The sequence below is a fragment of the Pseudomonas sp. genome (assembly GCF_028293835.1).
GTDB lineage: Bacteria > Pseudomonadota > Gammaproteobacteria > Pseudomonadales > Pseudomonadaceae > Aquipseudomonas.
Genome location: NZ_JAQGNX010000184.1, coordinates 18,704 through 42,357 on the forward strand (window position 1 = coordinate 18,704; position 23,654 = coordinate 42,357).

General features: G+C 55.8%; 22 protein-coding genes and 1 pseudogene. 8 read left to right on the forward strand and 15 right to left on the reverse strand.

What is annotated here, in order from left to right; genetic code table 11:
- Window positions 1-206 precede the first annotated feature (206 nt).
- Complete coding sequence (locus tag JWR17_RS26025) at window positions 207-716, forward strand: ferritin-like domain-containing protein (RefSeq protein ID WP_299836221.1); 510 nt, start codon at window positions 207-209, stop codon at window positions 714-716.
- 83 nt (window positions 717-799) lie between these two features.
- Here the strand turns inward: JWR17_RS26025 and JWR17_RS26030 are convergent, their stop codons facing one another.
- The 3 genes from JWR17_RS26030 to ppnN form a co-directional block, all read right to left on the reverse strand.
- On the reverse strand, window positions 800-1,888 hold the full coding sequence (locus JWR17_RS26030; protein ID WP_299836223.1) for a glycosyltransferase family 1 protein: 1,089 nt from the start codon (window positions 1,886-1,888) through the stop codon (window positions 800-802).
- A gap of 319 nt (window positions 1,889-2,207) precedes the next feature.
- On the reverse strand, window positions 2,208-2,792 hold the full coding sequence (locus JWR17_RS26035) for a LysE family transporter (protein ID WP_299836226.1): 585 nt from the start codon (window positions 2,790-2,792) through the stop codon (window positions 2,208-2,210).
- A gap of 126 nt (window positions 2,793-2,918) precedes the next feature.
- Window positions 2,919-4,292: a nucleotide 5'-monophosphate nucleosidase PpnN gene (gene ppnN, locus JWR17_RS26040; RefSeq protein WP_299836229.1), complete on the reverse strand. Its 1,374-nt coding sequence runs from the start codon at window positions 4,290-4,292 to the stop codon at window positions 2,919-2,921.
- A 261-nt stretch (window positions 4,293-4,553) separates the two neighbouring features.
- Here ppnN and JWR17_RS26045 point away from each other — a divergent pair, with 261 nt between their 5' ends.
- On the forward strand, window positions 4,554-5,078 hold the full coding sequence (locus JWR17_RS26045; RefSeq protein ID WP_299836232.1) for a DUF3087 domain-containing protein: 525 nt from the start codon (window positions 4,554-4,556) through the stop codon (window positions 5,076-5,078).
- A 37-nt stretch (window positions 5,079-5,115) separates the two neighbouring features.
- Here the strand turns inward: JWR17_RS26045 and JWR17_RS26050 are convergent, their stop codons facing one another.
- A complete protein-coding gene (locus JWR17_RS26050; RefSeq protein ID WP_299836235.1) occupies window positions 5,116-5,346 on the reverse strand; it encodes a DUF6555 family protein in 231 nt (76 codons plus the stop codon).
- 115 nt (window positions 5,347-5,461) lie between these two features.
- Between JWR17_RS26050 and JWR17_RS26055 the strand changes: the two are divergent.
- A pseudogene (locus tag JWR17_RS26055) lies at window positions 5,462-5,623 on the forward strand (GlxA family transcriptional regulator); the annotation flags it as partial.
- 24 nt (window positions 5,624-5,647) lie between these two features.
- On the opposite strand, the gene JWR17_RS26060 reads toward JWR17_RS26055, so the two are convergent.
- The 4 genes from JWR17_RS26060 to gcl form a co-directional block, all read right to left on the reverse strand.
- Complete coding sequence (locus tag JWR17_RS26060) at window positions 5,648-6,484, reverse strand: aldo/keto reductase (RefSeq protein ID WP_299836238.1); 837 nt, start codon at window positions 6,482-6,484, stop codon at window positions 5,648-5,650.
- Between the two features lie 187 nt (window positions 6,485-6,671).
- The gene (locus JWR17_RS26065) at window positions 6,672-7,574 is read right to left on the reverse strand and encodes a 2-hydroxy-3-oxopropionate reductase (RefSeq protein WP_299836240.1); all 903 of its coding nucleotides are present in this window, start codon (window positions 7,572-7,574) and stop codon (window positions 6,672-6,674) included.
- Between the two features lie 162 nt (window positions 7,575-7,736).
- Window positions 7,737-8,519, reverse strand: a complete 783-nt coding sequence (hyi, locus tag JWR17_RS26070; RefSeq protein ID WP_299836243.1) for a hydroxypyruvate isomerase — start codon at window positions 8,517-8,519, stop codon at window positions 7,737-7,739.
- A 27-nt stretch (window positions 8,520-8,546) separates the two neighbouring features.
- A complete protein-coding gene (gene gcl, locus JWR17_RS26075) occupies window positions 8,547-10,322 on the reverse strand; it encodes a glyoxylate carboligase (protein ID WP_299836246.1) in 1,776 nt (591 codons plus the stop codon).
- Window positions 10,323-10,430: 108 nt separating this feature from the next.
- On the opposite strand from gcl, the gene JWR17_RS26080 reads away from it, so the two are divergent.
- Entirely contained in the window at window positions 10,431-11,339 is a 909-nt protein-coding gene (locus JWR17_RS26080; RefSeq protein WP_299836248.1) for a LysR family transcriptional regulator, read from the forward strand.
- A gap of 38 nt (window positions 11,340-11,377) precedes the next feature.
- Here JWR17_RS26080 and JWR17_RS26085 read toward each other — a convergent pair whose 3' ends face one another.
- From JWR17_RS26085 to JWR17_RS26095, 3 genes are all read right to left on the reverse strand, one after another.
- Window positions 11,378-12,142, reverse strand: a complete 765-nt coding sequence (locus JWR17_RS26085; RefSeq protein ID WP_299836251.1) for a 2-keto-4-pentenoate hydratase — start codon at window positions 12,140-12,142, stop codon at window positions 11,378-11,380.
- Window positions 12,143-12,223: 81 nt separating this feature from the next.
- The gene (locus tag JWR17_RS26090; RefSeq protein WP_299836254.1) at window positions 12,224-13,540 is read right to left on the reverse strand and encodes an MFS transporter; all 1,317 of its coding nucleotides are present in this window, start codon (window positions 13,538-13,540) and stop codon (window positions 12,224-12,226) included.
- 173 nt (window positions 13,541-13,713) lie between these two features.
- Window positions 13,714-14,925, reverse strand: coding sequence for an aminotransferase class V-fold PLP-dependent enzyme (locus JWR17_RS26095; protein WP_299836257.1), 1,212 nt, complete (start codon window positions 14,923-14,925; stop codon window positions 13,714-13,716).
- A 153-nt stretch (window positions 14,926-15,078) separates the two neighbouring features.
- Here JWR17_RS26095 and JWR17_RS26100 point away from each other — a divergent pair, with 153 nt between their 5' ends.
- The 4 genes from JWR17_RS26100 (at window position 15,079) to JWR17_RS26115 (ending at window position 18,313) form a co-directional block, all read left to right on the forward strand.
- Window positions 15,079-15,804 carry a GntR family transcriptional regulator gene (locus tag JWR17_RS26100; RefSeq protein ID WP_299836260.1) on the forward strand — a complete coding sequence of 242 codons (726 nt, stop codon included), beginning with the start codon at window positions 15,079-15,081 and terminating at the stop codon, window positions 15,802-15,804.
- Window positions 15,805-15,884: 80 nt separating this feature from the next.
- Entirely contained in the window at window positions 15,885-16,649 is a 765-nt protein-coding gene (tam, locus tag JWR17_RS26105; protein ID WP_299836263.1) for a trans-aconitate 2-methyltransferase, read from the forward strand.
- Window positions 16,650-16,829: 180 nt separating this feature from the next.
- On the forward strand, window positions 16,830-17,843 hold the full coding sequence (locus JWR17_RS26110) for an SDR family oxidoreductase (protein ID WP_299836265.1): 1,014 nt from the start codon (window positions 16,830-16,832) through the stop codon (window positions 17,841-17,843).
- A gap of 242 nt (window positions 17,844-18,085) precedes the next feature.
- On the forward strand, window positions 18,086-18,313 hold the full coding sequence (locus tag JWR17_RS26115) for a PLD nuclease N-terminal domain-containing protein (RefSeq protein WP_299836268.1): 228 nt from the start codon (window positions 18,086-18,088) through the stop codon (window positions 18,311-18,313).
- 64 nt (window positions 18,314-18,377) lie between these two features.
- On the opposite strand, the gene JWR17_RS26120 is transcribed toward JWR17_RS26115, so the two are convergent.
- From JWR17_RS26120 to tauA, 4 genes are all read right to left on the reverse strand, one after another.
- Window positions 18,378-20,549, reverse strand: coding sequence for an ATP-binding protein (locus tag JWR17_RS26120; RefSeq protein WP_299836270.1), 2,172 nt, complete (start codon window positions 20,547-20,549; stop codon window positions 18,378-18,380).
- Window positions 20,550-20,606: 57 nt separating this feature from the next.
- Window positions 20,607-21,218 (reverse strand): Yip1 family protein, encoded by a 612-nt coding sequence (locus JWR17_RS26125; RefSeq protein ID WP_299836273.1) that lies wholly within the window; start codon window positions 21,216-21,218, stop codon window positions 20,607-20,609.
- Between the two features lie 131 nt (window positions 21,219-21,349).
- The gene (gene tauD / locus JWR17_RS26130; RefSeq protein WP_299836276.1) at window positions 21,350-22,183 is read right to left on the reverse strand and encodes a taurine dioxygenase; all 834 of its coding nucleotides are present in this window, start codon (window positions 22,181-22,183) and stop codon (window positions 21,350-21,352) included.
- A gap of 75 nt (window positions 22,184-22,258) precedes the next feature.
- The gene (tauA, locus tag JWR17_RS26135; RefSeq protein ID WP_299836279.1) at window positions 22,259-23,245 is read right to left on the reverse strand and encodes a taurine ABC transporter substrate-binding protein; all 987 of its coding nucleotides are present in this window, start codon (window positions 23,243-23,245) and stop codon (window positions 22,259-22,261) included.
- Window positions 23,246-23,654: the final 409 nt, after the last annotated feature.

Below are 23,654 nucleotides of genomic sequence, written 5' to 3' on the forward strand. Positions count from 1 at the left end.
AGAGGGCCGCGAATTACCCTGGATATTATGTTCTTTCAAGACTGGTAATAAGCCAGCCGCTGGAGGTGGATCTGTGTAAGCGTTCGAAAGGGCCTCTCAGTTGCTTACCAGTACCGACGAATGGAACTAATAACCGATCGTCAAAGGCAATGAACTCCGCCTAACCACGGGTATCAATCTTATACACTCACGAAGAGGATACACTCATGGCTACCCCTCAAGAAAACCTTCTCGACTGGCTCCGTGATGCTCATGCAATGGAGCAACAAGCTGAAAAGATGCTGAAAGCGCAGTCAGAGCGTTTAGAACACTACCCTGAGCTCAAAACCCGTATTGATCAGCACATCCAGGAAACGCTGAATCAGCAAAAGCTCGTCGATGGATGCCTTTCCCGCCTGGGAGGGAGTTCATCCACCCTGAAGGACGTGACCGGCAAGCTGATGGCGTTTGGACAGGCTGTAGGTGGCTCAATGATGAGCGACGAAGTGATAAAAGGCGCAATGGCTGGCTACGTGTTTGAGAACGTAGAAATCGCGACGTACACGCTTTTGATTGCCGCCGCTAACGCAGCCGGCGACGCCCAGACTCAAGCAGCATGTGAGCAGATATTGCCTCAGGAACAAGCCATGGCTGACTGGCTTCTCGAGCATCTTCCGAAACTCACAGAAGCGTTTTTGCTTCGTTCCGCAAGTCCAGACCTTGAAGCTAAAAAGTAATGGCAGGTGACGCTAGCCGTTTCGATGGCTACGTCACCTTAACCTAAAGTGTTTGTATCTACAGGGAAGGTCTGCCCCATAAGTCAGTAGGGAAATCCCTGTGAAAGTTCGTCGGGCGTTTGGTTGGCTATTAGACCGTCTAAATAATTCGACAGTTTTAAGGCCGAGGCATCCCATGAATACCTGGCGGAGTTAACCAACCCTTCCGCTCTTAGCCTTTGACGTAACGCTTGATTGGTGAGTATTTCAGCCATCGCCCCGGCGATGCTTGAGACGTCCAGCGGATCAAAAAAAACGGCACTTTTTTGCATGATTTCCGGTAAAGAGGCTGCGTTAGAGCTAATGACAGGGCAGCCACAGGCTTGGGCTTCGATGGCGGGTAGTCCAAAGCCCTCATACAGGGAGGGCACGACTAAAGCATATGCCCCCTGGTATTGATCGAGCAATTCAGCATCGCTAATCCGGCCGAGCAATTTTACCTGGTGTTGGGACGCTTCAGTAGACAGTTCAACGTGCGCAAAGCTTTTGTTATGACCACCGACAATTCTTAACTCCACATCAAACAGGTGCCGAATCTGGTTAAATGCCTGTAGCAGATTAGCAAAATTCTTATGGGGTGCAGGCGTAGAGACTGCCAGAAGAAAGCTGGAATCCCTTACTTCCTGGGGCTCAGCGAAAATTTTGCTCGGCGCGTTGCCGATTACCATTATTTTATCCATCGGGTAATTATAATAATTAGAGATTTCCGTCGCCGAAAATTGACTGACTGTTATTAAAGACCTGATGTTTCGAAGAAGAATCGGTGTCATCAATTTATACGTTGAGCGAAAAGCACGAGAATAACTTTCCGGGTGCCGTATATAACTAATGTCGTGGTGCGTGGCAACTTGGTTCTTGTATAGAATGGGGGCGGTATTAGTAAGCGTCACCAACAGCGGACTTCCCAGGGTGTGCAAGTAACGCGGCAACTCAAGCTGCTCCCAGAGATGCCCGCTAAACCGTCCGAAGGTCTGTATGCCCAGCTTCTTGGCCCCGGCATGATTGACAATGTTCATTGGCGCGACGAAAACGATGTCTGTCCGTAGCCGATTAAGTTCGTAACAAATTTGTTCGGCAAAGCGTTGAACGCCGGTTGTTTCCTGACATAGAAATCGTGCGTTGATCACTATCATAAAGGCCTCTTGTTCGCTCAATGGGCAGAGGTATGGCGAAACTCCTTCTCCGTAGGAACTCGGAGTCTTTTGCGTCGAGATTGTTCTATCATTGCGATGAATGGTGCGTTCATGGCCGAGCTTCAGACGGATGAACGAAGATGAACAACCGACCTTGCAGCCGGGTTGGCTCTCATCAAACAACGCATAAATTATTGACCTGAAAATAATCGTACGGGTACTGTGTTTGCTGTGAGACAGCGCGGCGTCGGAGACGTGGCGGAACCTCCTACAGAGACTGTATTGCAAGGCGATAGCGATTGCGCCACTAGCAACGAAACTATAGCCACATCGGCACAACCGATCCCACCACCAGCACACCCAATGTCATGTTTAACACTCGCCATTGCCTATCAGTGCGCAGTATCCGCGCCAGCAGCAATCCCGCCAGGCACCAAATAACCAACGACACCGTAGCCGCGATACCAAATAGCCCAGCCATTTGCGCAGGCCCGCTGGCGAGTGCGGCAAAGGACGCCGCAGCACTCAAGGTCATGGCCCAGCCTTTTGGGTTGTGCCAGAGCATCCAGGCGCCGCCGATGAGGCTGGTGGGTTTGGCCAGCCCTGAACTTAGATTCGGTGCGCCGCTTAGGCCTATTCTCAACGCCAGCCAGATCAAGTAGATCGAGCCGATGGTTTTCATGGCGAGTTGTAGCGACGGTGCGGCCAATAAAACGCCCGCCAGCCCCAAAGAGGTGGCCGCAGCCATGGACGCCAGACCCAAAGCGATGCCCGCGATCAGGGGTATGGAACGGCGAAAGCCGAAGTGTGCGCCTGAGGCGGTTGCGAGTGTTGTTGCACCGCCCGGTGTGATCGTTGAAATGACGGCAAAAGCGGCCAGCGGCCAGAAACTCTCAAATCCCATAATGCGCTCGCTTTACCCGACTGCCTGAGGATCAGCGAGGCTAGTCCAGCGGTAGGGATCGCGATAACGAATATTGCTGATGCCAGGCATTAGGTCTGCTAATACCCGGCAATGAGTCTGAATCTCTTACGTCACCACTCGGTAGCAGGGCACATAGGCTGCGCCGCCGGGAAGCTTCATTCGGTGTTGTGCAACGAAGGCCTGCAGCAGATGGTCCAGGGGTTCCATCACGGCAGCGTCGCCATGTATTTCATAGGGCCCGTGTTCTTCGATCAAACGGATGCCTTTGTCTTTAACGTTGCCCGCCACGATCCCGGAAAACGCCCGACGCAAATTCGCCGCCAGTTCATGAGGGGGCAGGTCGCGGCTTAATTTCAAGCTGGCCATGTTCTCATGGGTTGGATCGAATGGACGCTGAAAGCCTTCGTCGATTCTCAGCAGCCAGTTGAAATGGAACGCGTCGTTACGTTCGCGTCGGAACTGTTTTACCTCCTTGAGCGCAAGGGTCATTTCCCGCGCGACCTTGACCGGGTCGTCAATAATGATCTGGTAGCGGCTTTGCGCTGCTTCGCCCAATGTGGCGCCAACGAAATTGTGCAATTGTTGCAGATACGGTGCGGCGTGTTTTGGCCCCGTCAGAATCACCGGGAACGGCAAGTTTTGGTTGTCCGGGTGCATCAGGATGCCCAGCAGGTAAAGAAACTCTTCTGCCGTGCCGGCGCCGCCTGGAAAGATGATGATGCCATGGCCGACACGGACAAAGGCTTCCAGGCGTTTCTCGATGTCCGGCAAAATCACCAGTTCGTTGACAATCGGGTTAGGCGCTTCGGCAGCAATGATGCCCGGCTCGGTCAAGCCCAAGTAGCGACCGCCGCTGATTCGTTGTTTGGCGTGAGCAATGGTCGCGCCCTTCATCGGACCCTTCATGACCCCAGGGCCACAACCGGTACAGATGTCCAGGCTGCGCAGGCCCAGCTCATGGCCGACTTTTTTGGTGTATTTGTATTCTTCTGTGTTAATCGAGTGGCCGCCCCAACACACGACGATCTTCGGCTCGACACCGGGGCGCAGGGTGCGGGCGTTACGCAATAGGTGAAAAACGTAGTCGGTGATGCCTTGTGAGCTTTCAAGGTCGATACGCGGGCTGTCCAGCTCGTTTTCGGTGTACACGATGTCACGCAGGGCGCAAAACAGCATTTCCCGGGTACTGGCGATCATCTCGCCGTCGACGAACGCGTCGGCAGGTGCGTTAAGCAATTCCAGGCGCACGCCGCGGTCTTGCTGATGGATGCGCACTTCAAAACTTTCATACGCCTCAAGAATGGTCTTGGCGTTATCAACATGGGCACCTGTATTGAGGATTGCCAAGGCGCATTGGCGGAATAATGTATAGATGCTGCCTGAACCGGCTTCGCTCAGTTGCTGAACTTCGCGCTGGGACAATGTTTCCAGGCTGCCCTTGGGGCTGACAGAAGCGTTGATGACTTGTCTTGAAACCATTCTAAATTCCCTGAAAACGAAGCAACCGAGCCAAAACGGTGTTCAGTTGCATCAAAAAAGTGAGCGCCGATAGGTAACCGCGCGTCGGGCATTTTCTCCGGGTGCCAGGCGCGAATGCAAACAGTGTGTGTGGTCCCTCGGTGGCGCGCTGTCTCCCGGCGTAGGAAAGAGCGACCGATTAGCTGTGTGTTTGACCCTTGCTACAGGTGATAATGCCACACGGTTTAGTCATTACCTTACCCCTGGAGTTCGGCAGCAGTGATGTTCGAAATAAAACAACTGAATCCTGAAGTCTATCGCCAGCAAACACGGCGCAGCACGTTAATAATAGCCGTGATGTTTGCGGTGTTGGCGGTGGCGTTTTCCAGCATCGCGGTGATGCTGTTCGGCGAGACGGGGGGTGATAATTTTCGGTTCAATGCAGCGGGTGTTATTGCTGGCCTGCTGCTGACCATTGCCTTGGTGCGCGTGCAATTTTGGTCGCAGCCGTGGATGGCGCCAGCGGTCTACGGCTGGCAGCTCAAGCGCAACCTGATGAAAATCACCAACGCCATGCACCACGTGACCGCTGGGGTGGAAATCAACGATCCGGCAGCAATGAAATTGTTGCGTTTCTACCATCTTGGAATAACCCAGATGCATGTACTGGATGCGAACTCCAGTGCCCACCTACAGATGATCCAGGAGATAGATCAGCATCAGCAGCGCCTGGTCGCACTGGCAATCGATCCCGATCAGTTTCGACTGGACCCCGCATGGATTGATGCCGTGAAACGTCGGAACTGAAGGTCAAACCAGACAGGTTGTATCTTGCCGGATGTAATCAATACGGCACCAAGTTCCAGGTCACTCCGGAAATGCCCGCCTGGATGGCATTTAACCGAACAACCTGGGTTGCGTTCCGAACATCACTTTGTCCATACGCCAGATCAATTTTTGAATGCAGCGACGCGTAGTACCACGCGTCTTCTTCTGACATTCGTGTATCAATCTGCACGAACCGCTTCGCTTCGCCTTTATGGCAATAGCTGATTTCATAGCGTTTGTGTTTCATCAGTCGCCTCTCCAAGTCGAGAGTGTGACCGTCAAGACAAACTGTCAGTTCAAACTAAATGACCGGGATTGGTGGCCTGTGGGTTTTCTGCCATGCTGCGGTTGGTCTTCCTGACATTCGTGTGGAATCGGCCCGATTGATGATGAAAACCGGGCGACATTCCATCGACGCGGTGGCCGCTGACCGCGGTGTTGGCGATCGCGAACGCATGCGCAGAGCCTTCCTGCGAGCATTTGGCCAGCCGCAACGAATGATCCAGCGGGCCAACCGTAGTTAAGTCAGTCATCCACCGTGCTTGGACTCAAGCACCCAGGTTGAAGGTGGCAGGATCGGGGCCCAGACGCTTGCCTTGCTCGATGGCGGCAATGGCAGCCATGTCTTCAGCACTGAGTTCAAAATCAAACACTGCAAAGTTCTGAACGATGCGCCCCGGGTTGCTGGAGCGCGGTATGACGATATGACCGGTTTGTAAATGCCAGCGCAGAATGACTTGCGCCACGGTTCTACCGTGATGGGCAGCAATGCCTTTCAAAGTCAGTTGATTAAGCAGCTCACCCCCTTGTCCAAGCGGGCTCCAGGATTCAGTGTGAATGCCTTGGGATTGGCAGAACTCAACCAGGTCGTGCTGCACGAAATCCGGGTGGATCTCAATTTGGTTGAGCGCCGGTTTCACGCCGGTATCGCCAATGATTCGCTCCAGGTGCTCGGCGTTGAAGTTGCACACACCGATTGAACCTACACGACCTTGTTTCTGTAACTGGACCAATGCGCGCCAACTGGAGGGGTACGCATTCTTGCTCGGCAGCGGCCAGTGGATCAGGTACAAGTCGACCTTTTCCAGCCCCATCAATTTAAGGCTCGCATCGTATGCACGCAGGGTGCTGTCGAAACCCTGGTCGGCGTTCCACAGTTTGGTAGTGACGAAAATCTCATCGCGGGGCACATCGCTTTCGGCAATGGCGCGACCGACACCGGCTTCATTGCCGTAGATCATGGCGGTATCGATGTGTCGGTAGCCAGCGGCCAGTGCAGCGGCCGATGAAGCAAAGGCTTGCTCGTCGCTAAGCTGCCATACCCCAAGGCCCAGTTGAGGGATTTGTACGCCATCGTTCAGCGTGATCAGCGGAGCGTGTGACATAGATAATAATCCTGCATCGGAGAGCGGAAGCGCATGGGCGCAAGCATACGCCCAATCGCTAAACAGCATGGACGCCCAAAGAAGTTGAGACTTCCGCTCAGGCTGCAGGGTTCAATGTATATCTGGGCGCCGCGCTATCGCGCAGCAAACACAAAACCTTCGGCAGCTCCTGCAATTCTGCGTGGATTCAGGCTTTTGGTTCGTCGCCGCGAATCGAGAAATTCGCCATGTGCTCCAACCCTTTAATCAGTGCCGAATGGTCCCATTGACTGCCACCTATCGCCGCGCACGTGCTGAATACTTGCTGAGCATTGGCGGTGTTTGGCAGGTTCAGGTTTAGCTCCTTGGCGCCTTCGAGTGCCAGGTTCAGGTCTTTTTGATGCAGGGCGATACGGAAGCCCGGGTTGAAGGTGCCTTTGATCATGCGATCACCGTGCACTTCGAGAATCTTCGAGCTGGCGAATCCCCCCATCAAAGCTTCACGGACCTTGGCGGGGTCGGCACCGTTTTTGGCGGCGAATAATAACGCTTCAGCCACGGCCTGGATGTTCAACGCAACAATGATCTGGTTGGCGACTTTGGCGGTTTGGCCGTCGCCGTTGCCGCCGACCAACGTGATGTTTTTGCCCATGGTTTGCAGCAGCGGCAGGGCACGTTCAAACGTATCCTGACTGCCGCCGACCATGATGCTCAGGGTGGCGGCCTTGGCGCCGACTTCACCACCGGAAACCGGCGCGTCGAGGTATTGCGCGCCAGTGGCATTGATTTTCTCGGCAAAGACTTTGGTGGCTGAGGGTGAGATCGAACTCATGTCGATCACCACTTTGCCTTCGGTCGTGCCTTCAGCGATGCCGTTTTCGCCAAACAACACCGTGTCGACGTAAGGGGTGTCAGGCAGCATGACGATGATGAATTCTGCTGCTTCAGCGACGGCTTTCGGGCTGCGCAACACTTGGGCGCCGCCTTCAGCCAGCGAGGCGGGCGGTGTGCTGTGATGGTCTGACAACAGCACGGTGTGCCCGGCCTTTAGCAGGTTTTGCGCCATAGGCAGACCCATGATGCCGGTGCCGATAAATCCAATTGTTGCCATGATGGTGATCCTTTTGAAGTTGCCGGGCGACGTTCAATTCACCCAAAATTCGGACTGGACGCAGATCCTGTAGGAGCCAACGTGTTGGCGAGGCATCTGCCGGGCATACCCATTACATCGCCTCGCCAACACCTTGGCGCCTACAGCGGAACTGATAGTTCTCTAAACCACGTTATACGTTTTCAACCAGCCCAAACCGGCTTCGGTAGTGGTCAGTGGTTTGTATTCGCAACCGACCCAGCCTTGGTAACCAATGCGGTCCAGGTGTTCGAACAGGAAGTGATAGTTGATTTCGCCGGTGCCAGGCTCGTGGCGGCCAGGGTTATCCGCCAGTTGCACATGTTGGATCACTGGCAGGTGTGTTTGCAGGGTGCGCGCCAGGTCGCCTTCCATAATTTGCATGTGGTAGATGTCGTATTGCAGCGCCAGGTTCTTGCTGCCGACTTTTTCCCGAATAGCCAGTGCCTGACGCGTGGTGTTCAGATAGAAACCGGGAATATCCAGCGTATTGATCATCTCCATGATCAAGCTCAGGCCAACCGCTTCCAGCTTGTCTGCGGCGTATTTCAGGTTGGCGATGAAGGTGTTTTCGATCAACTCATCACTGCCCTCTGCTGGACGAATACCCGCCAGGCAGTTGACTTGCGTGTTACCCAACACCTGCGCATAAGCAATGGCCAGATCAACCCCAGCGCGAAATTCCTCCACCCGGTCCGGGTGGCACGCAATGCCTCGTTCACCTTTGGCCCAGTCACCTGCAGGCAGATTAAACAGCACTTGGGTCAGTCCGTTGGCCGCCAGCCGCTCTTTGATTTGCGCCGAGTTGAACTCGTAGGGAAACAGGTATTCAACGCCGGTAAAACCTGCCGCCGCAGCAGCGTCGAAGCGTTGCAGGAAATCTTGTTCGGTGAACAGCATGGACAAGTTGGCGCATAAACGTGGCATGGTTGAATCCTCAATCAAAACGGTAGATCAGTCCATCAGGCTGACAGATGTGGGAGCGTCGGCGCGAGACTCTGCCAACGCTTCGAATTCGTTTATTGCATTGATTTCTGTGCCCATGGAAATGTTGGTCACGCGCTCCAGAATCACCTCGACGACCACCGGCACGCTGTACTGCTGCATCAGCGCCCGGGCTTCAGCGAAGGCCGCTTGCAGGTGCGCCGCATCAGTGACGCGAATGGCTTTACAGCCCAGGCCTTCAGCGACGGCGACGTGGTCTACGCCATAGCCTTCGAGTTCCGGCGCATTGATATTATCGAAGGCCAGTTGCACACAGAAATCCATGTCAAAGCCCCGCTGTGCCTGTCGGATCAAGCCCAGATACGAGTTATTCACCACCACGTGTATGTACGGCAGTTTGAACTGCGCACCCACGGCCAGTTCTTCAATCATGAATTGGAAATCATAGTCTCCCGACAGCGCCACCACAGTGCGTGAAGGATCGGCCTTAGCCACGCCCAGGGCCGCTGGAATAGTCCAACCCAACGGTCCGGCTTGACCGCAATTGATCCAATGCCGTGGTTTGTAAACGTGTAGAAATTGTGCGCCGGCGATCTGCGAAAGACCAATGGTGGTGACGTAGCATGTGTCCTTGCCGAAGAACCGGTTCATCTCTTCGTACACCCGCTGCGGCTTGACCGGCACGTTGTCGAAGTGGGTCTTGCGTTGCAGCGTGCGCTTGCGTTCCTGACAACTGCTCAGCCAGGCGCTGCGGTTTTTCAGGGTCCCGGCAACATGCATTTCCCGAGCGACTTCGAGGAACATTTCCAGTGCCGCGCCTGCGTCCGAGACGATGCCCAGATCCGGCATCAAAACCCGGCCAATTTGCGTCGGTTCGATGTCGATGTGAATGAATTTACGCCCTTCGCTGTACACCGAAACGGTGCCGGTGTGACGGTTGGCCCAGCGGTTGCCGATGCCCAATACCAGATCCGATTCCAGCAGCGTGGCGTTACCGTAGCGGTGCGAGGTTTGCAACCCCACCATGCCCGCCATTTGCGGGTGATCATCGGGTATGGTGCCCCAGCCCATGAGCGTTGGAATCACGGGAATACCGGTCAGTTCGGCGAACTCCACCAAGGCTGCCGAGGCGTCGGCGTTGATAATCCCACCACCAGCAACGATCAATGGACGCTCTGATTGATTAAGCATCGCCAGGGCTTTTTCCACCTGCTTGCGGCTGGCCCGTGGTTTGACGATGGGCAGCGGCTCGTAAGCGTCGATATCGAACTCGATGTCAGCCATCTGCACGTCGAACGGCAGGTCGATCAATACCGGACCGGGGCGACCGCTGCGCATCAATTGGAAGGCTTTCTGGAACACATAGGGTACTTGCCCCGGCTCCATGACCGTGGTTGCCCACTTGCATACCGGCGCAGCAATGCTGGCTATGTCCACCGCCTGGAAGTCTTCTTTATGCAGGCGGGCGCGAGGTGCCTGGCCGGTGATGCACAAGATAGGGATCGAGTCTGCCGAGGCGGAGTACAAGCCAGTGATCATGTCGGTGCCGGCCGGGCCTGAAGTGCCGATGCACACGCCGATGTTGCCAGCAACTGCTCGGGTGTAACCCTCTGCCATGTGCGAAGCGCCTTCGACGTGACGTGCCAGCACGTGGTCGATGCCACCGAGTTTCTTCAACGCGGCGTACAAAGGATTGATCGCTGCGCCGGGGATTCCGAACGCGGTGTCGATCCCCTCGCGTTGCATCACCAGTACGGCAGCTTCGATAGCGCGCATGACAGTCATTTGGTAGTCTCCTTGAGTCGATATTATTAGTACCTGGCTAGGGTGCTTTATCAGGAGACGTTTTAGAATTGCCGGTTTAATCCTTTCTGTCGGTATCAGGAGTATCGAATGGACCGTTACACGGAATTGCACAGTTACGTGCTGGTGGCTGCCAAAGGCAGCTTTGCGGCGGCGGCGCTGGCTGAGGGAGTGACGCCGGCAATCATGGGCCGACGCCTGTCGGCACTGGAAGATCGGTTGGGCATCAAGCTGATTCACCGTTCTACACGGGGCCTGACCTTGACCGAATTGGGCGAAACCTACCTGGAGAGCGCCAAGGCGCTGCTGCGGACCTTCGACGATCTTGATGCCAGCGTCAGCGAGAACCAGAGCGCGGTGCGGGGCCACCTGATGGTGTCGGCGCCTGCCGGTTTCGGGCGTCGGCACGTGGCGCCCCATGCGCCGGAGTTTCAGGCGCGATACCCAGAGCTCAGTTTGTCGTTCGATTTGACCGATAACGTGATTGATCTGGTGCGTGAAGGCTACGATTTGGCGATTCGTATCGGCGAAGTGCTGGACCCCAACTACGTGGCGATCAAGTTGTTCGCCAACCAGCGGGTGGTCTGTGGCTCGCCGGACTACTTCGCCGCCCATGGCTACCCGCACACCCTGGAAGACCTGGCGAAGCACAACTGCCTGACCTTCAACCTGCAAGGTGGGCAACACCGTGGCTGGACGTTTCAGCGTGACGGCCGACAGGTCGCGGTCAAAGTCGCGGGTAATTTGTACTGCAACGACGGCGAGCTGCTGTTTGATTGGGCCAAGCGAGGGTTGGGATTGAGCTGGCGCTCGGTCTGGGAAATTCAGAGCGAACTGGAGAGCGGCGAGTTGGTAACCGTGCTGGATGACTACGCGTTGCCCAGCTATGACATTCAAGGTGTTTACCCGCAACAACATTACTTGCCCGCCAAGGTTCGGTTTTTCATTGCCTTCTTGAAGGAGGTCTACAACCGCCCGAATTACTGGGTTGAATCCTGAACGGCGGTTTGCTGGTTTGAAAGCAAACCGCCGGCGGATCAGGCGAGGCTCAGCGACACGGCTGGCAGCCCATTAATCTTGCCCTCTGCGATGCCGGGCCCTTCAACCACATACATGCCGGTAAACGAACCACAGGTAATCACTGTGTCCTTGTTCAACGCCAGGCCTTTACCGGTGTGATGGTTGACCAGCCACGCCAGCAGACGACGTGGATCGCCCGCCGGATTGGCCGGTTTACCGGGCACGATGTCTTGGCCGGCGAAGGTGAATGTCATCTGCGGTTCGGCGAAAGGAAAATCCTCGCGGTACTCGATGAATTCGCCTACCGCTAGCGCGCCGTGATTGAGCAAGTCGCCCAAGGCCAACAACGGTTCTACCTTGGGCCAAGCCGCAAAACGGCTGGCAACCAGCTCGATGGTTGCGGCCATGTAGCCGATGCCTTGACGGACCTCTTCGTCGGAATACGCCTCGGCGCGGGGTGCAAAATCGCGATTGAAGCGGAAGGCGATTTCCAGTTCCAGTATTGGCGGAAAATACGCGGCTTTTTCCACGCTGCTGCCGCTGGGTAACAGGCAGTCGGCAGGCAATGGCGCACCCTGAATCGGGCCAGTGTGAGATTTTGAACCGATTTTCCAACCACCTGCCCGTGATCCGCGCAGGCGCAAAATCTCTTGTTGCAGTGCATAGGCAGCCCCTGGGTCGGCCGGCACTTGGTCTGCGGGTATTTCAACGATGGGCTGACGATCACGACCGGCGTCGACAATCAATTGGGCAATGCTGGACGTGAGAGCGGTGTCAGTCATGGGGGCAGTTTCCTTCAACACTTGAATGTGGAACCCGCGCTCGTCCGGTAAGGAGTCTGCACGGGGATAAAACGTTTCAGATCATTTGCCGACAGTAACCGAAGCCCGGCGCGGGTGCTGCTCGTCTGTCACGACAACCCCGGTGGGCAGGTTAGTCACGCATTCGAACTTGTTCTCAGGCTTCATGCGGAACGCCAGAATAACCCCGATTGCCATCAGTAACATGCTGCCGACAAAAGGCAGATCCCAACTGCCATATCGGTCGATCAGGTAGCCGGAAACCACTGGCGAAAGAATCGCCGCAGCAGCGGAACCGGTGCTCATGATGCCGCTCGCGGTGCCGCTGAACTCTGGCGCGATGTCCATTGGAATGGCCCACATCGGACCAATCATCATTTCGGCAAAGAAGAAGCCGCCCGCCAGGCAGGCCATTGAAATGTACATGTTGTGGTTGAACATGACCGGGAGCAGGCACGCCAAGGTCAGAAACATGCACACCGCAACCATCCAGCTGCGGGACTTCTTCAGCGATCCGGTTTTGATCAGCAGTTTGTCGGTGACCAGGCCACCGACCGTGTCGCCAATTACTCCGGCGAAGAATACGGCTGAGGCAAACACTGCGGATTTTTTCAGGTCCATGTTGTAGCTGTGCAGAAAATACTGAGGAATCCACGACAGGAACAACCACAGGGTCCAGCCGTAGCAGAAGTAAACGATGGTCACCGGCGCCATGCGTTTGAACAGCGCTTTCCATGGCACCTTCGGCGCGGGGCCTTTGGGTGCTGGCAGCACCGCCAGTTCTGCCGGGGTAATGAGCGGGTGATCTTTAGGGTGCTCGGTGAAAACGAATGCCCAAACGACTACCCAGACCAGACTTATCGCCCCACAGACATAGAACGCCATGCGCCAGTTGTAAGCGGCCATCACGGCCACGATCACCGTCGGCGCGACGGCGTTACCGATGCGTGCCGCCGAGTGGGTGATGCCTTGGGCAAAGCCGCGTTTTTCTTTGGCCACCCAGCGTGTCATTGCTGCGGTGGCAGCCGGGAAGGTCGCGCCTTCACCCAGGCCCAGCAGCAGGCGGGCGGCGAGCATTGAATAGAGGCCGCCAGCGAATCCGGTCAGAATGGTCGCCACGCCCCACAGCAATCCGCAAAAGATCAGCGTTCGGCGCGCGCCATATTTGTCGCTGATCCAGCCACCAATGACCTGAAACACCAGATAAGGGTAGGCGAAGGCAGAAAATACCAGGCCGATTTGAGTATTGGACAGGCCGAACTCGGCGCCGAACCCAGAGGCTGCGGTGCTGACGTTGACGCGGTCCAGATAAGTGATGAAGTACATGACGCAGAGCATGAGCAACACCATGCTCGTCGGGCGTAGACGAAACAGTTTCATGACGCTATCTCCAGTTTCTTATTGTTCGTGCGGCGAAGCACGCTAGGTCGGGATAGATCTTTTATTGTTCTATTGATTGTGGGGCATCAGGTGAATCAACCGGCCTCCTACAGAGAGTCTACGTGCTACCCGATCTGTAGGAAGTATCGACAGTTCCGTGGCAGTGGGGAATTTCAAGAACGACGCAACGGCACATCCTGTGAACCGAGGAAGTCCATGGCCGCAATCACGCCGCTGCCGTTGAGCTTCACTCCGGCCATTTTCAGGCCCATCTCGCAACCGGTCAGCGTGGCCATCAGGGTCAGGTCGTTGCAATCACCCAAGTGACCGATGCGGAACATGCGGCCTTTCATTTTGCCCAGGCCAGTGCCCAGCGACATGTCGAAGCGCTCATAGATAATCTTGCGCACGTGATCGGCATCGATCCCCTCTGGCGTCATCACACCGGTCAATACCGGGCTGTAAACGCTCGGGTCAGCACACTGAATATCCAGGCCCCAGGCGTTTACCGCGATGCGGCATGCTTCAGCCAAGCGGTTGTGCCGGGCAAAAACATTGTCCAGACCTTCATCCAGGATCATGTCCAGCGCTTCGCTGAGGCCATACAGCAGGTTGGTGCTTGGGGTGTACGGCCAATAACCGGTTTTGTTCATTTCAATGATGTCGTCCCACGCCCAGAAACTGCGGGGCAGACCGGCTGTTTTGCTGGCGGCTATGGCCTTGGGCGAGATCGCGTTGAAGCTGATGCCGGGCGGCAACATCAAGCCTTTTTGCGAGCCGGAAATGGTCACGTCAACGCCCCATTCGTCATGACGGTAATCCGCTGAGGCCAGGCCCGAAATGGTGTCGACCAGCAACAGGGCAGGGTGCCCGGCGGCGTCCATGGCCTTGCGCACAGCGGCGATGTCAGAGGTGACGCCGGTACTGGTTTCGTTATGCACTACGCAGACCGCTTTGATGCTGTGCTGGGAGTCTTCACGCAGGCGCGCCTCGATCATCTCCGGCTTGAGTCCTTGGCGCCACCCTTCAACGCCGGGCAACCCGATGAACTCCGGTTTCAGGCCCAGGCTTTCGGCCATTTTTTTCCATAAGGTAGCGAAATGCCCTGTTTCAAACATTAATACGCTGTCGCCGGAGCTCAAGGTATTACACAGCGCAGCTTCCCAGGCGCCGGTACCGGAGGCTGGGTAAATGACCACTGGGTGTTTGGTTTTGAACACCTGCTTGATGCCGTCAAGCACCTTCAGGCCGAGCTCGGCGAACTCCGGGCCGCGGTGGTCGATGGTGGGGTAGCTCATCGCCCGAAGAATGCGATCAGGAACAGGACTTGGACCAGGAATTTGTAAAAAATGGCGGCCGGCAGGGTGAAAATCGAGCTTTACCATGGACGTTTTCCTTGTTGTTGTATTTTGAATTCAAAATACCATAGCAGGACTTGAAGCTACGTCAACCACAATAATTTCACCTGATAACCAGCATCCATTGGGCCAAAGCACAAAAAATGGATTAAGATCGTTTCAGCCATTTGAGGATTTTGTATGCAAGATTCAGATTTCATTACGGAAAAGGTCGGTGTTCGGCAATTGCCCAGGGTCGAGCGTCAACGTCTGCACGACACCGTCGTCGAGCACCTGCGTAGCTTCATTATTGAAGGTGTGCTGGAGGCTGGCAGAAAGCTGAATGAGCGTGAATTATGCGAAACCCTTGGCATCTCCAGAACGCCATTGCGCGAAGCACTCAAGGTTTTGGCGGCGGAAGGCTTGATTGAAATTTCGCCCAATCGCGGCGCCAGTGTTGCGCGCATGTCCGAGCTGGAGATTCGCGAGGCCTTTGAATTGATGAGCGGCCTGGAAGCGTTTTCCGGCGAGTTGGCGTGTGAGCGAATCACCGCCGAAGAGTTGGCAGAGGTTAAAGCGCTGCATTACGCCATGGTGGTGTGCAAAAACCAGCATGATTTGCCGGGGTACTACCAACGCAATCGGGCGATTCACGATTTAATCAACCAGGCAGCGCGTAACTCTGCGCTGCGTCAGGCCTACCAAGCGCTTAACTTCAGATTGCAGGCGCTGCGTTTTCGCTCCAACTACCAAGCGCCAAAATGGGACCGTGCGGTACACGACCATGAGCAGATGATCGAGGCGCTGGAAGCCCGTGACGGCAAACGCTTAAGCTCGATCCTGCGCCATCACTTGCTGGAAAAACGCGATGCATTGATGTTGATGGTTCGGCAGGACGATGAGCATGTGCGGTCGATTCGTAGCTAGCGGGTTACAGTTTTTCATGAGGCGGTGGCCGAGTTCGGGCTACCCTTGCTGCAAATCCATTCGCAGCGAAGGGCATCAAGATGACTTGGTCGGCCAAGCAATACACGGCTTTTGAAGACGAACGTACCCGCCCGGTGCGGGATTTGGTGGCCGCTATTCCTGATCGGGAGGTCCGCCTTGCCATCGACCTGGGCTGCGGCCCGGGGAACTCCACTGAAGTGCTTGCCGAGCGCTTTCCGGAGGCTGCGGTGAGCGGCATCGACAGTTCAGAGGACATGATCGCTGCCGCCAACAAACGTCTACCAGCGATGCAGTTCGAAGTCAGCGATATCGCTGGCTGGAAGCCGGCGCAGCAGTACGATGTCATCCTGGCCAACGCTTCATTGCAGTGGGTGCCCGATCACGATGCGCTGTATCCGCGATTGGTCAGTCAACTGGCGCCAGGTGGCAGCCTCGCAATCCAGACCCCCGACAACCTTGAAGAACCCGCGCATCGAATGGCGCGAGAGATCGCCGCAACCGGGACTTGGGCCAGTAAGATCGGTGGCCAGATGCATCCTCCCCGTCACGCCGCTGGGTACTACTATGACCTGCTGACAGCGCATTGCACTCGGGTTGATGTGTGGCGAACCACGTATTACCACCCATTGGATGGCGGCGCGCAGGCAGTGGTTGAATGGTTCAAGGGTTCGGCATTACGCCCGTACCTTGCGCCCCTCAGCGATGCGGAAAAGGCCGAGTTCCTGGCGCGGTACCTGGCCGCCATGCAAGAGGCCTATCCGGCCGCCGCTAACGGTAAAGTGCTGTTGCCGTTTCCAAGGTTATTTATCGTCGCTACTCGGTAATCCCTCTGACCTGCAGGCGGTTCAGCTGCTGCGGAGCCGCTACCACCGACAGTCACGTCGCTTGAACCATGTTGAAAACCTGTACGTCTATCACGGTAATGCCGACCTGTCGCGTTTGCGTACATGCCTTCCCTGCGCCTCGACGGTTTACAGCAACGTTTGACGTAAAGGAAAACAACAATGAATCCAGAAGATTTGGCTACCTCCAGGCGCCGCCTGATGCAGGGCGTAGCCTTGACTGCTGCGGCTTCGTTGGTGGTCCCGGCCTTCGCCCGAGCCGACGAGGCTAAAACCACCACGGCTGCGCCGCCGGTGCCCATTGGTGACCCGAAAAATGGTCGGCCAAAACCGCCTTTTGCTGAGCAAAGTCAACCCTGGCCCGGGCTGGCTAGCAAGATGTCACCGCAGCCTGATCACGGTGAAACCAGTTATCAGGGGCGAAACCGGTTGCTGGGACGCAAAGCCCTGATCACTGGCGGTGACTCCGGCATCGGTCGGGCAGTGGCCATCGCCTTCGCCCGGGAAGGCGCCGACGTTGCCATCTGCTACTTGCCCGCTGAAGAATCCGACGCCCAAGAGGTGGTTAAGTTGATTCAGGACGCGGGACGTAAGGCGGTAACGGTTCCGGGGGACATTCGTGAAGAAGCGTTTTGCCGCGACATGGTCGACCGAGCCGTCCAAGGCCTGGGCGGGCTCGATATTTTGGTGAACAACGCGGGTCGACAACACAGTTTCGATTCGATACTCGACATCAGTACCGAAGACTTCGACTGGACGCTGAAGACCAATCTTTATGGGATGTTCTGGATTACTAAAGCGGCAATCCCGCACCTGCCAGAAGGCGCGGCGATCATCAATACCGCCTCGGTGAATGCCTATGATCCATCGGCCAACCTGCTGGATTACGCCATGACCAAAGCCGCCATCGCCAACTTCAGCAAAGGGCTGGCAAAACAGATGATCAAGCGCGGTATACGGGTCAACGCCGTCGCGCCGGGGCCGTTTTGGACCCCCTTGCAGGTCAGTGGTGGCCAGACCATGGAAAAGCTGAAAGCGTTTGGCAGTGATACACCTATCGGGCGCCCCGGACAGCCGGTGGAGATTGCTCCGATTTACGTGCAGTTGGCGGCAAGTGAAGCGAGCTACATCACCGGCCAAGTGTTTGGTGCATCGGGCGGCGCAGGCCAGCCATGATCGAAACGGTCAGCTCACAAACCAACGACACAAAGGAGATGAAATGAACCCGGCACGAGTAGTTGTACTGACATGCAGTCTGTTGTTTCTGCATGGCTGCTTTGACAAATCGGATAACGAAACCAAGAACAACACCGATGGCAGTAAATCGTCGGTTCAGATGCAAAAATCCGATAGCAACGAGAACAGCAACAATAAATAGCAGGTCTGCTTGAGGCTATTAACTGGATGAGGGTAACGCTATGTCTGACGACATGTCTTATTTCGGTATCGGTATTGCGGTGATTATCTTGCTGGTCGACCTATGGGCGATTGTGAGTGTATTTCGCAGTGAAAAAACCACAGGCACCAAAGCCGCGTGGGCGATTGGGCTGATTGTGTTTCCAGTGTTGGGACTCATCGTCTGGGGCGTGGCAGGGCCCAGAGGGGTGAAGGCTGGGCCGACATCACCCGAGCATAGCAAGGGTTAGCGATGCCTTGCCGGGTGCAGGCAGTGCGTGCACTGCGCCCGGCAATGGCGAGCGCGCCCAAGGATTAATCTGCCCCTAGGATCGCCCGAATACGTTCGCTGAAATCATTAATGCTGAACGGCTTGGCCAGCACGTGGGTAGCGGGTTTTGCGTTTTCGTTTAGCTGCAGGTTTTTTGCAAAGCCGGTGATGAACAATACCTTTAGCTGCGGATGCCGAACGCGCAACAACGCGGCCAGTTGCTGTCCGTCGAGTCCACCGGGCAAGCCGATGTCCGTTACCAACAAATCAATATGTTCGAGCTTTTCCGCACGGCTTAATGCTGATCGACCGTCAATGGCCTCCGGCACGGTGTATCCCAGGTCGGTGAGCAACTCGATCATGACCTGCCGTACCACTAACTCATCATCTACCAGTAGCACTGTTTCACCCGTTGCCCGGGGCAATGGCTTGGACGTTCTGGACTGAAACGAGATGTCATCGGCTGCTATCCGGTGCATTGGAAAGTTGAGCACGATGGACGTGCCGCTGCCCATTTGACTACTGATCTGAGTATGCCCACCGGATTGTTGAACGAAGCCGTAAATCATGGAAAGGCCCAGGCCGGTGCCCTCTCCTGACTGTTTGGTGGTGAAAAATGGATCGAAGGCGCGCTCCATTACCTCTCGGGTCATGCCGGTGCCAGAGTCCGTTACGGTGATGCTTATGTAGTCGCCATCGGGTAAATCCTGGCCTCGGGGGAGGGGGCGTTCGACTTTCGCGTGGCTGGTTTTTATCGACAGCGAGCCACCGTTGGGCATCGCATCGCGCGCATTGATCGCCAGGTTTAAAATCGCGTTTTCCAACTGGTTCGGATCACACAGAATCGAGCCGTTGGCGCTCAGCAGCGTTTCCAGTTCGATGCCGGGGCCAACGGTCCGTCGCAGCAAGTCCTCAAGCCCGGCGACCAGTTTGTTTGGATGGATGACCTTGGGCTCCAGCGTCTGCTGCCGAGAGAAGGCCAATAACCGATGAGTTAATGCCGCCGCACGTTGCACAGTGGATTTAGCCAAATCGATATAAGAGGGCAGCTTATCCACTTTGCCCTGGGATAATCTCAGTTGCATCAGCTCAAGACTGCCGAGGGTGCCGGCCAGCATATTATTGAAGTCATGTGCCAACCCTCCCGTCAGTTGTCCGACCGCTTCCATTTTCTGGCTTTGGCGAAGTTTTTCCTCGGTGGCCTCGCGTTCTCCCTGTTCTTTGACCAATGCCAATGTACGCTCAACCACGCGCTCTTCCAGCGTTTCGTTCCAGTCACGTAGGGCCGACTCGAGGCGCACGCGCTCTTCAATGTCCTCAATGGTTCCATACCACTGCAAACACTCACCCTGACCGTCCAGTTGAGGAAACGCTCGGATTCTGAACCAGCCATACTCGTCGCCGTTTTTGCGCAACGGAGCGCTGACGTCATAAGGCGCTTTGGTCTGGACTGAGTGGGCCCATGCATCGGCCATCTGTTGCTTGTAGTCGCGATGGCACACCTGTAGCCAGCCAGACTCGAGGGCTTGATCCCGAGTAAGACCGGTCAGTTGCAGCCAGCGTTGATCAAATGATGTAACGCCGCCTTTGGCATCGGCCGTCCAGATGATTTGCGGATTGAGCTCTACCGCTACCCGAAAGTGTTCCTCGCTGCTGCGTAACGCTAACTCGGAGGCCTTGATTTCATCCAGCGCGCGAAAGCGTTCTACCGCTCCCGCGATAAAATTGGCGTAGGTTCGCAGGAAGTACACATCGCGCGGAGGAAAGGCTCGAGGGGTTTTACTGGCGACTTCAAAAATCCCAAAGGGGGACTTTCCGTCCACCACGAGAATCGGCACATTAGCCAGTGCCTGAACGCCGTGTTCAAGCAGGAAGGGCGCATAGCGGAAACGTTTTTCGAGGCTGACATCGGCTGAAATGACCGGGTTTTTCGAATGAAACGCATAGCCTTCAGACAGGCCAGGGTCGGACGGTACCTTCAATTGACCCACTACATGGGATTGCCAGCCGACCCCGGCACGCACTTGCAAAGAGCGACCGTCGTCGCACAGCATCATGATCTTGGCAAAATCCGTATTCAGCGCGTCACGCACCAAGCCGCACGCTTGTTGCAGAATCTCGTCAAGACTCGGCGACTTCAGCGCGAGTTCTCCAAACTGAGCCAAGGCATTAAGTCTGCGTAACAGCGCTGGCTGTAACTTATGTGATTCGGTCACGGAATGTATTCCATTGTTACGCCCAACAACGCGGGCCTGTTTATCCGGTAATAGCGTTCACGTGCCCGGCGCACGCAAGTATTCGGGCGTCAATCCGTTGAACCAGAGCAAGATCATTGAGACCAGGATTGTGACTAAAACCAGTAACCCGATGCCCCAGACACTTGCCGAATACAGCAACCCTTCTTCTTCGCGTAAGCGCATGAACGTTGGCAGGCCGACGAACAGCAAAAACGTCGAGTACAGTGCCGCAATCATCAATACCGTGACGGCCAGCCAGCGGCTGGGGTACAGGCCGGCAATCCCGGCGATGAAGAACGGAGTGGCGGTATAAGCGGCAAAGCCAATGCATTGATTGAGGGTTGGGCGGGCGTCGAAAGTGCGAGACATCCAGCGGATAAATCCACCCACTATGGCGACACCGATGAGGATCGTCACAAAGAGCAAACCGCAGAGTCCCATGGCACTGGCTGAACTGAGTTTTACCGTTTCGTCTTTGGCCAGGCTCCAGCCTACAAACGTCGTACCGATAAACAGGCAAACCGTAGGAATAAGCGCCAGTAATAACAAATGCCCGACATAGTGCCGCGGCTTTTGTTCCTCATCTTTACGAATGCTCGCCCAGACGAAATTGGGTTGGGTAAACAACTTTATAAAGTGCGCAGACATCGCAGCCTCCTAAACGTCTGATGGCCGGTAAACCGGACCTTATGACGTATTGAGGCTTGTGATGAAGAAGGGTTGCATCTTTTTTTACCAGCGGTGAGTCTGACATCGGTCAGACCCTCTGCAACGCTGCTTTAGAACGGTTTGTCACCCAGAATTGTCGCTCGATGCATGACTCGACGCTGTGGCCGATAGTCATCGACGGCATAGTGCTGGGTGACGCGGTTGTCCCAAAAAGCCAAGTCGTTGGCTGCCCAGCGCCAACGCACGGTAAATTCCGGGCGGCTGATGTGGTTGAACAACAGGGTTAACAGCGCGGCACTTTCGGCAGGCTGTAATTCGTTGATACGTGTGGTGAAGCCGTCGTTGACGAACAACGCTTTACGCCTGCTTATCGGATGGGTACGGATGACCGGGTGTGACAACGGCGGATGGTCGCGGCGGGTTTGTTCATAACGTGCAAGGTCATCCGGGGTGCTACCAAATCGTTCAAGGGGAAATGACCTGGTGAAGTCGTGGCTCGCTGTCAGCCCGTCGAGCATCTTGGCCAAGGGCGCGGATAAGGCCTCATACGCGGCTATTCCGCTGGCCCACAGCGTATCTCCGCCAAAAGGCGGCACCTGTTTGGCGCTGAGTATGGCCCCCAGGGCAGGAGCCTCGAGGAAGGTCACATCGGTGTGCCAGGATGCGTTGTCGCGCAGATCGACAACGTCGGTATCAAGCAGCAGCAACTCCGGGTGTTGCGGTACATTCGGGTAAAGCGGATGGATGTGCAGCTTGCCGAAACCGGCGGCAAAGCGAAGGTGCTGTTCGGGGGTCAACGGCTGATTGCGAAAAAACAGCACTTGGTGCTGCAACAGTGCCTGTTCAATCGCCGCGTAGTGTTCTGCGTGCAATGGAAGGCTGAGGTCAATTCCCTCTATTTCGGCACCAAGGGCCGAGCCTATGGGAGTGATGGTCAGGCTCATGATCGGACTCGAACGGTGCGCGTGGGAGACCACGCGGTAAATGAAGGCGAGGCCTTACGGCCTCGCAGCGGTCAATCACTGGGGGATGAATTTCGCGCTGACGTAGGACGCATAATCGGGCAGCACGCTGTCGATTTTCCCCTGCTCCTTGAGGAAAGCTGCGGTTTGCGCGATATCTTTTGCCGTACCGCCGCCCAGCAACTCGGCGGACGTTTGCTCTTTCGCTGTCGGGAAATGCGAGCCTTCCAGCAGTTCCGGAATGTCTGCGGCATTGGCGCCGGTAAACCGGGCGATTTTTTGAACTTCAATGGACTCTGGCGTCCATGCGGCCTTGTGTGCGGTGTAATCAGCGATAGCGTCCAGGCTGACTTTGGCGAACCCGGCGACTATTTCCGGGTGTTTCTCAGCGAAGTCTTTGCGCGCAACCCACACTTCGAAGGTGGGAGACCCCCAGGTTGATACTTCACCTGCATCGGTCAGTATCTTGCCGGTTTTACGGATTTCGCCGAGGGCAGGCGACCAGGTGAAGGCGCCGTCGATGTCTCCGCGCTTCCACGCGGCGGTAATTTCAGCCGGGCTCAAATTGACCACTTTCACTTTGCTCGGATCGATGTTCCAGTGCTTGAGCGCGCCAAGCAGGCTGTAATGGGAGGTCGAAACAAACGGCGTGGCGATGGTCTTGCCAATCAAGTCCTGGGGGCTGCTGATACCGCTGCCGTTGCGGACCACCAGTGCCTCGGAGCTCTTGATTTGCGAAGTAACGATAAACGCCACCAGCGGCACGTTGCGCGATGCGGCGGCAGCCAGGGGGCTTGATCCGAGATTACCTATTTGTAAATCTCCCGAAGCAATAGCCGCCACCACCGCTGGACCTGCATCGAAACGCCGCCAATCAATTTTTTCACCTATGACTTTGTCGTAAGTGCCATCGGACATAGGAAGCTTAGTGGGGTCGATCCCGGTGATATAGCCAATGGTCAGCGGCGCGGCATGAGCGCTAAGCGCGAGGCCTGACACCATCAGCCCGGTGATTAATGTGCGAGTGAACGAAGAACGCGCCATGGGTAAGCCTTGTCGGGATTATGGAATAGGGGTGGGCTGGGGTTGACTATGAGAAGGGCGGCTTACCCTGAAATCGGGTGCTGTAGGTCACCGAACTCCGAGCATGGTTGGAATGCTCTATATAACTGTCCGGTGATCCGGTGGGCAGAATTTAAAGCTTTTAGGTCTAAGGGCGAAATACCATTTTGGAACTAGCTTAGACACGGTAAACATGAACAAACCAGCCTGCCTGTAGAAGCGAACTTGTTGGCGAGCGTAGCGAAAGGCTTACACGACGTAGAGTACTTTCGCTCTATGCGTGCCCCGGTCGGCGGCGATATTCTTGATCCATCAGCGCAAGTGCAGGAGTGCTTGCGGATCACGGATGATCGACCATGGCCCGGACGGCCACCGACAGGAAGTTGGAATG

Bases quoted from the DNA above. Each gene is read 5' to 3' on its own strand.
- JWR17_RS26030 (WP_299836223.1), bottom strand. From the start codon at position 1,888: ATGATAGTGATCAACGCACGATTTCTATGTCAGGAAACAACCGGCGTT.
- JWR17_RS26100 (WP_299836260.1), top strand. From the start codon at position 15,079: ATGCAAGATTCAGATTTCATTACGGAAAAGGTCGGTGTTCGGCAATTG.
- JWR17_RS26065 (WP_299836240.1), bottom strand. From the start codon at position 7,574: ATGGCAACAATTGGATTTATCGGCACCGGCATCATGGGTCTGCCTATG.
- JWR17_RS26110 (WP_299836265.1), top strand. From the start codon at position 16,830: ATGAATCCAGAAGATTTGGCTACCTCCAGGCGCCGCCTGATGCAGGGC.
- JWR17_RS26045 (WP_299836232.1), top strand. From the start codon at position 4,554: ATGTTCGAAATAAAACAACTGAATCCTGAAGTCTATCGCCAGCAAACA.
- JWR17_RS26095 (WP_299836257.1), bottom strand. From the start codon at position 14,925: ATGGTAAAGCTCGATTTTCACCCTGCCGGCCGCCATTTTTTACAAATT.
- JWR17_RS26035 (WP_299836226.1), bottom strand. From the start codon at position 2,792: ATGGGATTTGAGAGTTTCTGGCCGCTGGCCGCTTTTGCCGTCATTTCA.
- hyi (WP_299836243.1), bottom strand. From the start codon at position 8,519: ATGCCACGTTTATGCGCCAACTTGTCCATGCTGTTCACCGAACAAGAT.
- JWR17_RS26125 (WP_299836273.1), bottom strand. From the start codon at position 21,218: ATGTCTGCGCACTTTATAAAGTTGTTTACCCAACCCAATTTCGTCTGG.
- JWR17_RS26085 (WP_299836251.1), bottom strand. From the start codon at position 12,142: ATGACTGACACCGCTCTCACGTCCAGCATTGCCCAATTGATTGTCGAC.
- ppnN (WP_299836229.1), bottom strand. From the start codon at position 4,292: ATGGTTTCAAGACAAGTCATCAACGCTTCTGTCAGCCCCAAGGGCAGC.
- gcl (WP_299836246.1), bottom strand. From the start codon at position 10,322: ATGACTGTCATGCGCGCTATCGAAGCTGCCGTACTGGTGATGCAACGC.
- tauD (WP_299836276.1), bottom strand. From the start codon at position 22,183: ATGAGCCTGACCATCACTCCCATAGGCTCGGCCCTTGGTGCCGAAATA.
- JWR17_RS26060 (WP_299836238.1), bottom strand. From the start codon at position 6,484: ATGTCACACGCTCCGCTGATCACGCTGAACGATGGCGTACAAATCCCT.
- JWR17_RS26115 (WP_299836268.1), top strand. From the start codon at position 18,086: ATGTCTGACGACATGTCTTATTTCGGTATCGGTATTGCGGTGATTATC.
- JWR17_RS26080 (WP_299836248.1), top strand. From the start codon at position 10,431: ATGGACCGTTACACGGAATTGCACAGTTACGTGCTGGTGGCTGCCAAA.
- JWR17_RS26050 (WP_299836235.1), bottom strand. From the start codon at position 5,346: ATGAAACACAAACGCTATGAAATCAGCTATTGCCATAAAGGCGAAGCG.
- tauA (WP_299836279.1), bottom strand. From the start codon at position 23,245: ATGGCGCGTTCTTCGTTCACTCGCACATTAATCACCGGGCTGATGGTG.
- tam (WP_299836263.1), top strand. From the start codon at position 15,885: ATGACTTGGTCGGCCAAGCAATACACGGCTTTTGAAGACGAACGTACC.
- JWR17_RS26025 (WP_299836221.1), top strand. From the start codon at position 207: ATGGCTACCCCTCAAGAAAACCTTCTCGACTGGCTCCGTGATGCTCAT.
- JWR17_RS26090 (WP_299836254.1), bottom strand. From the start codon at position 13,540: ATGAAACTGTTTCGTCTACGCCCGACGAGCATGGTGTTGCTCATGCTC.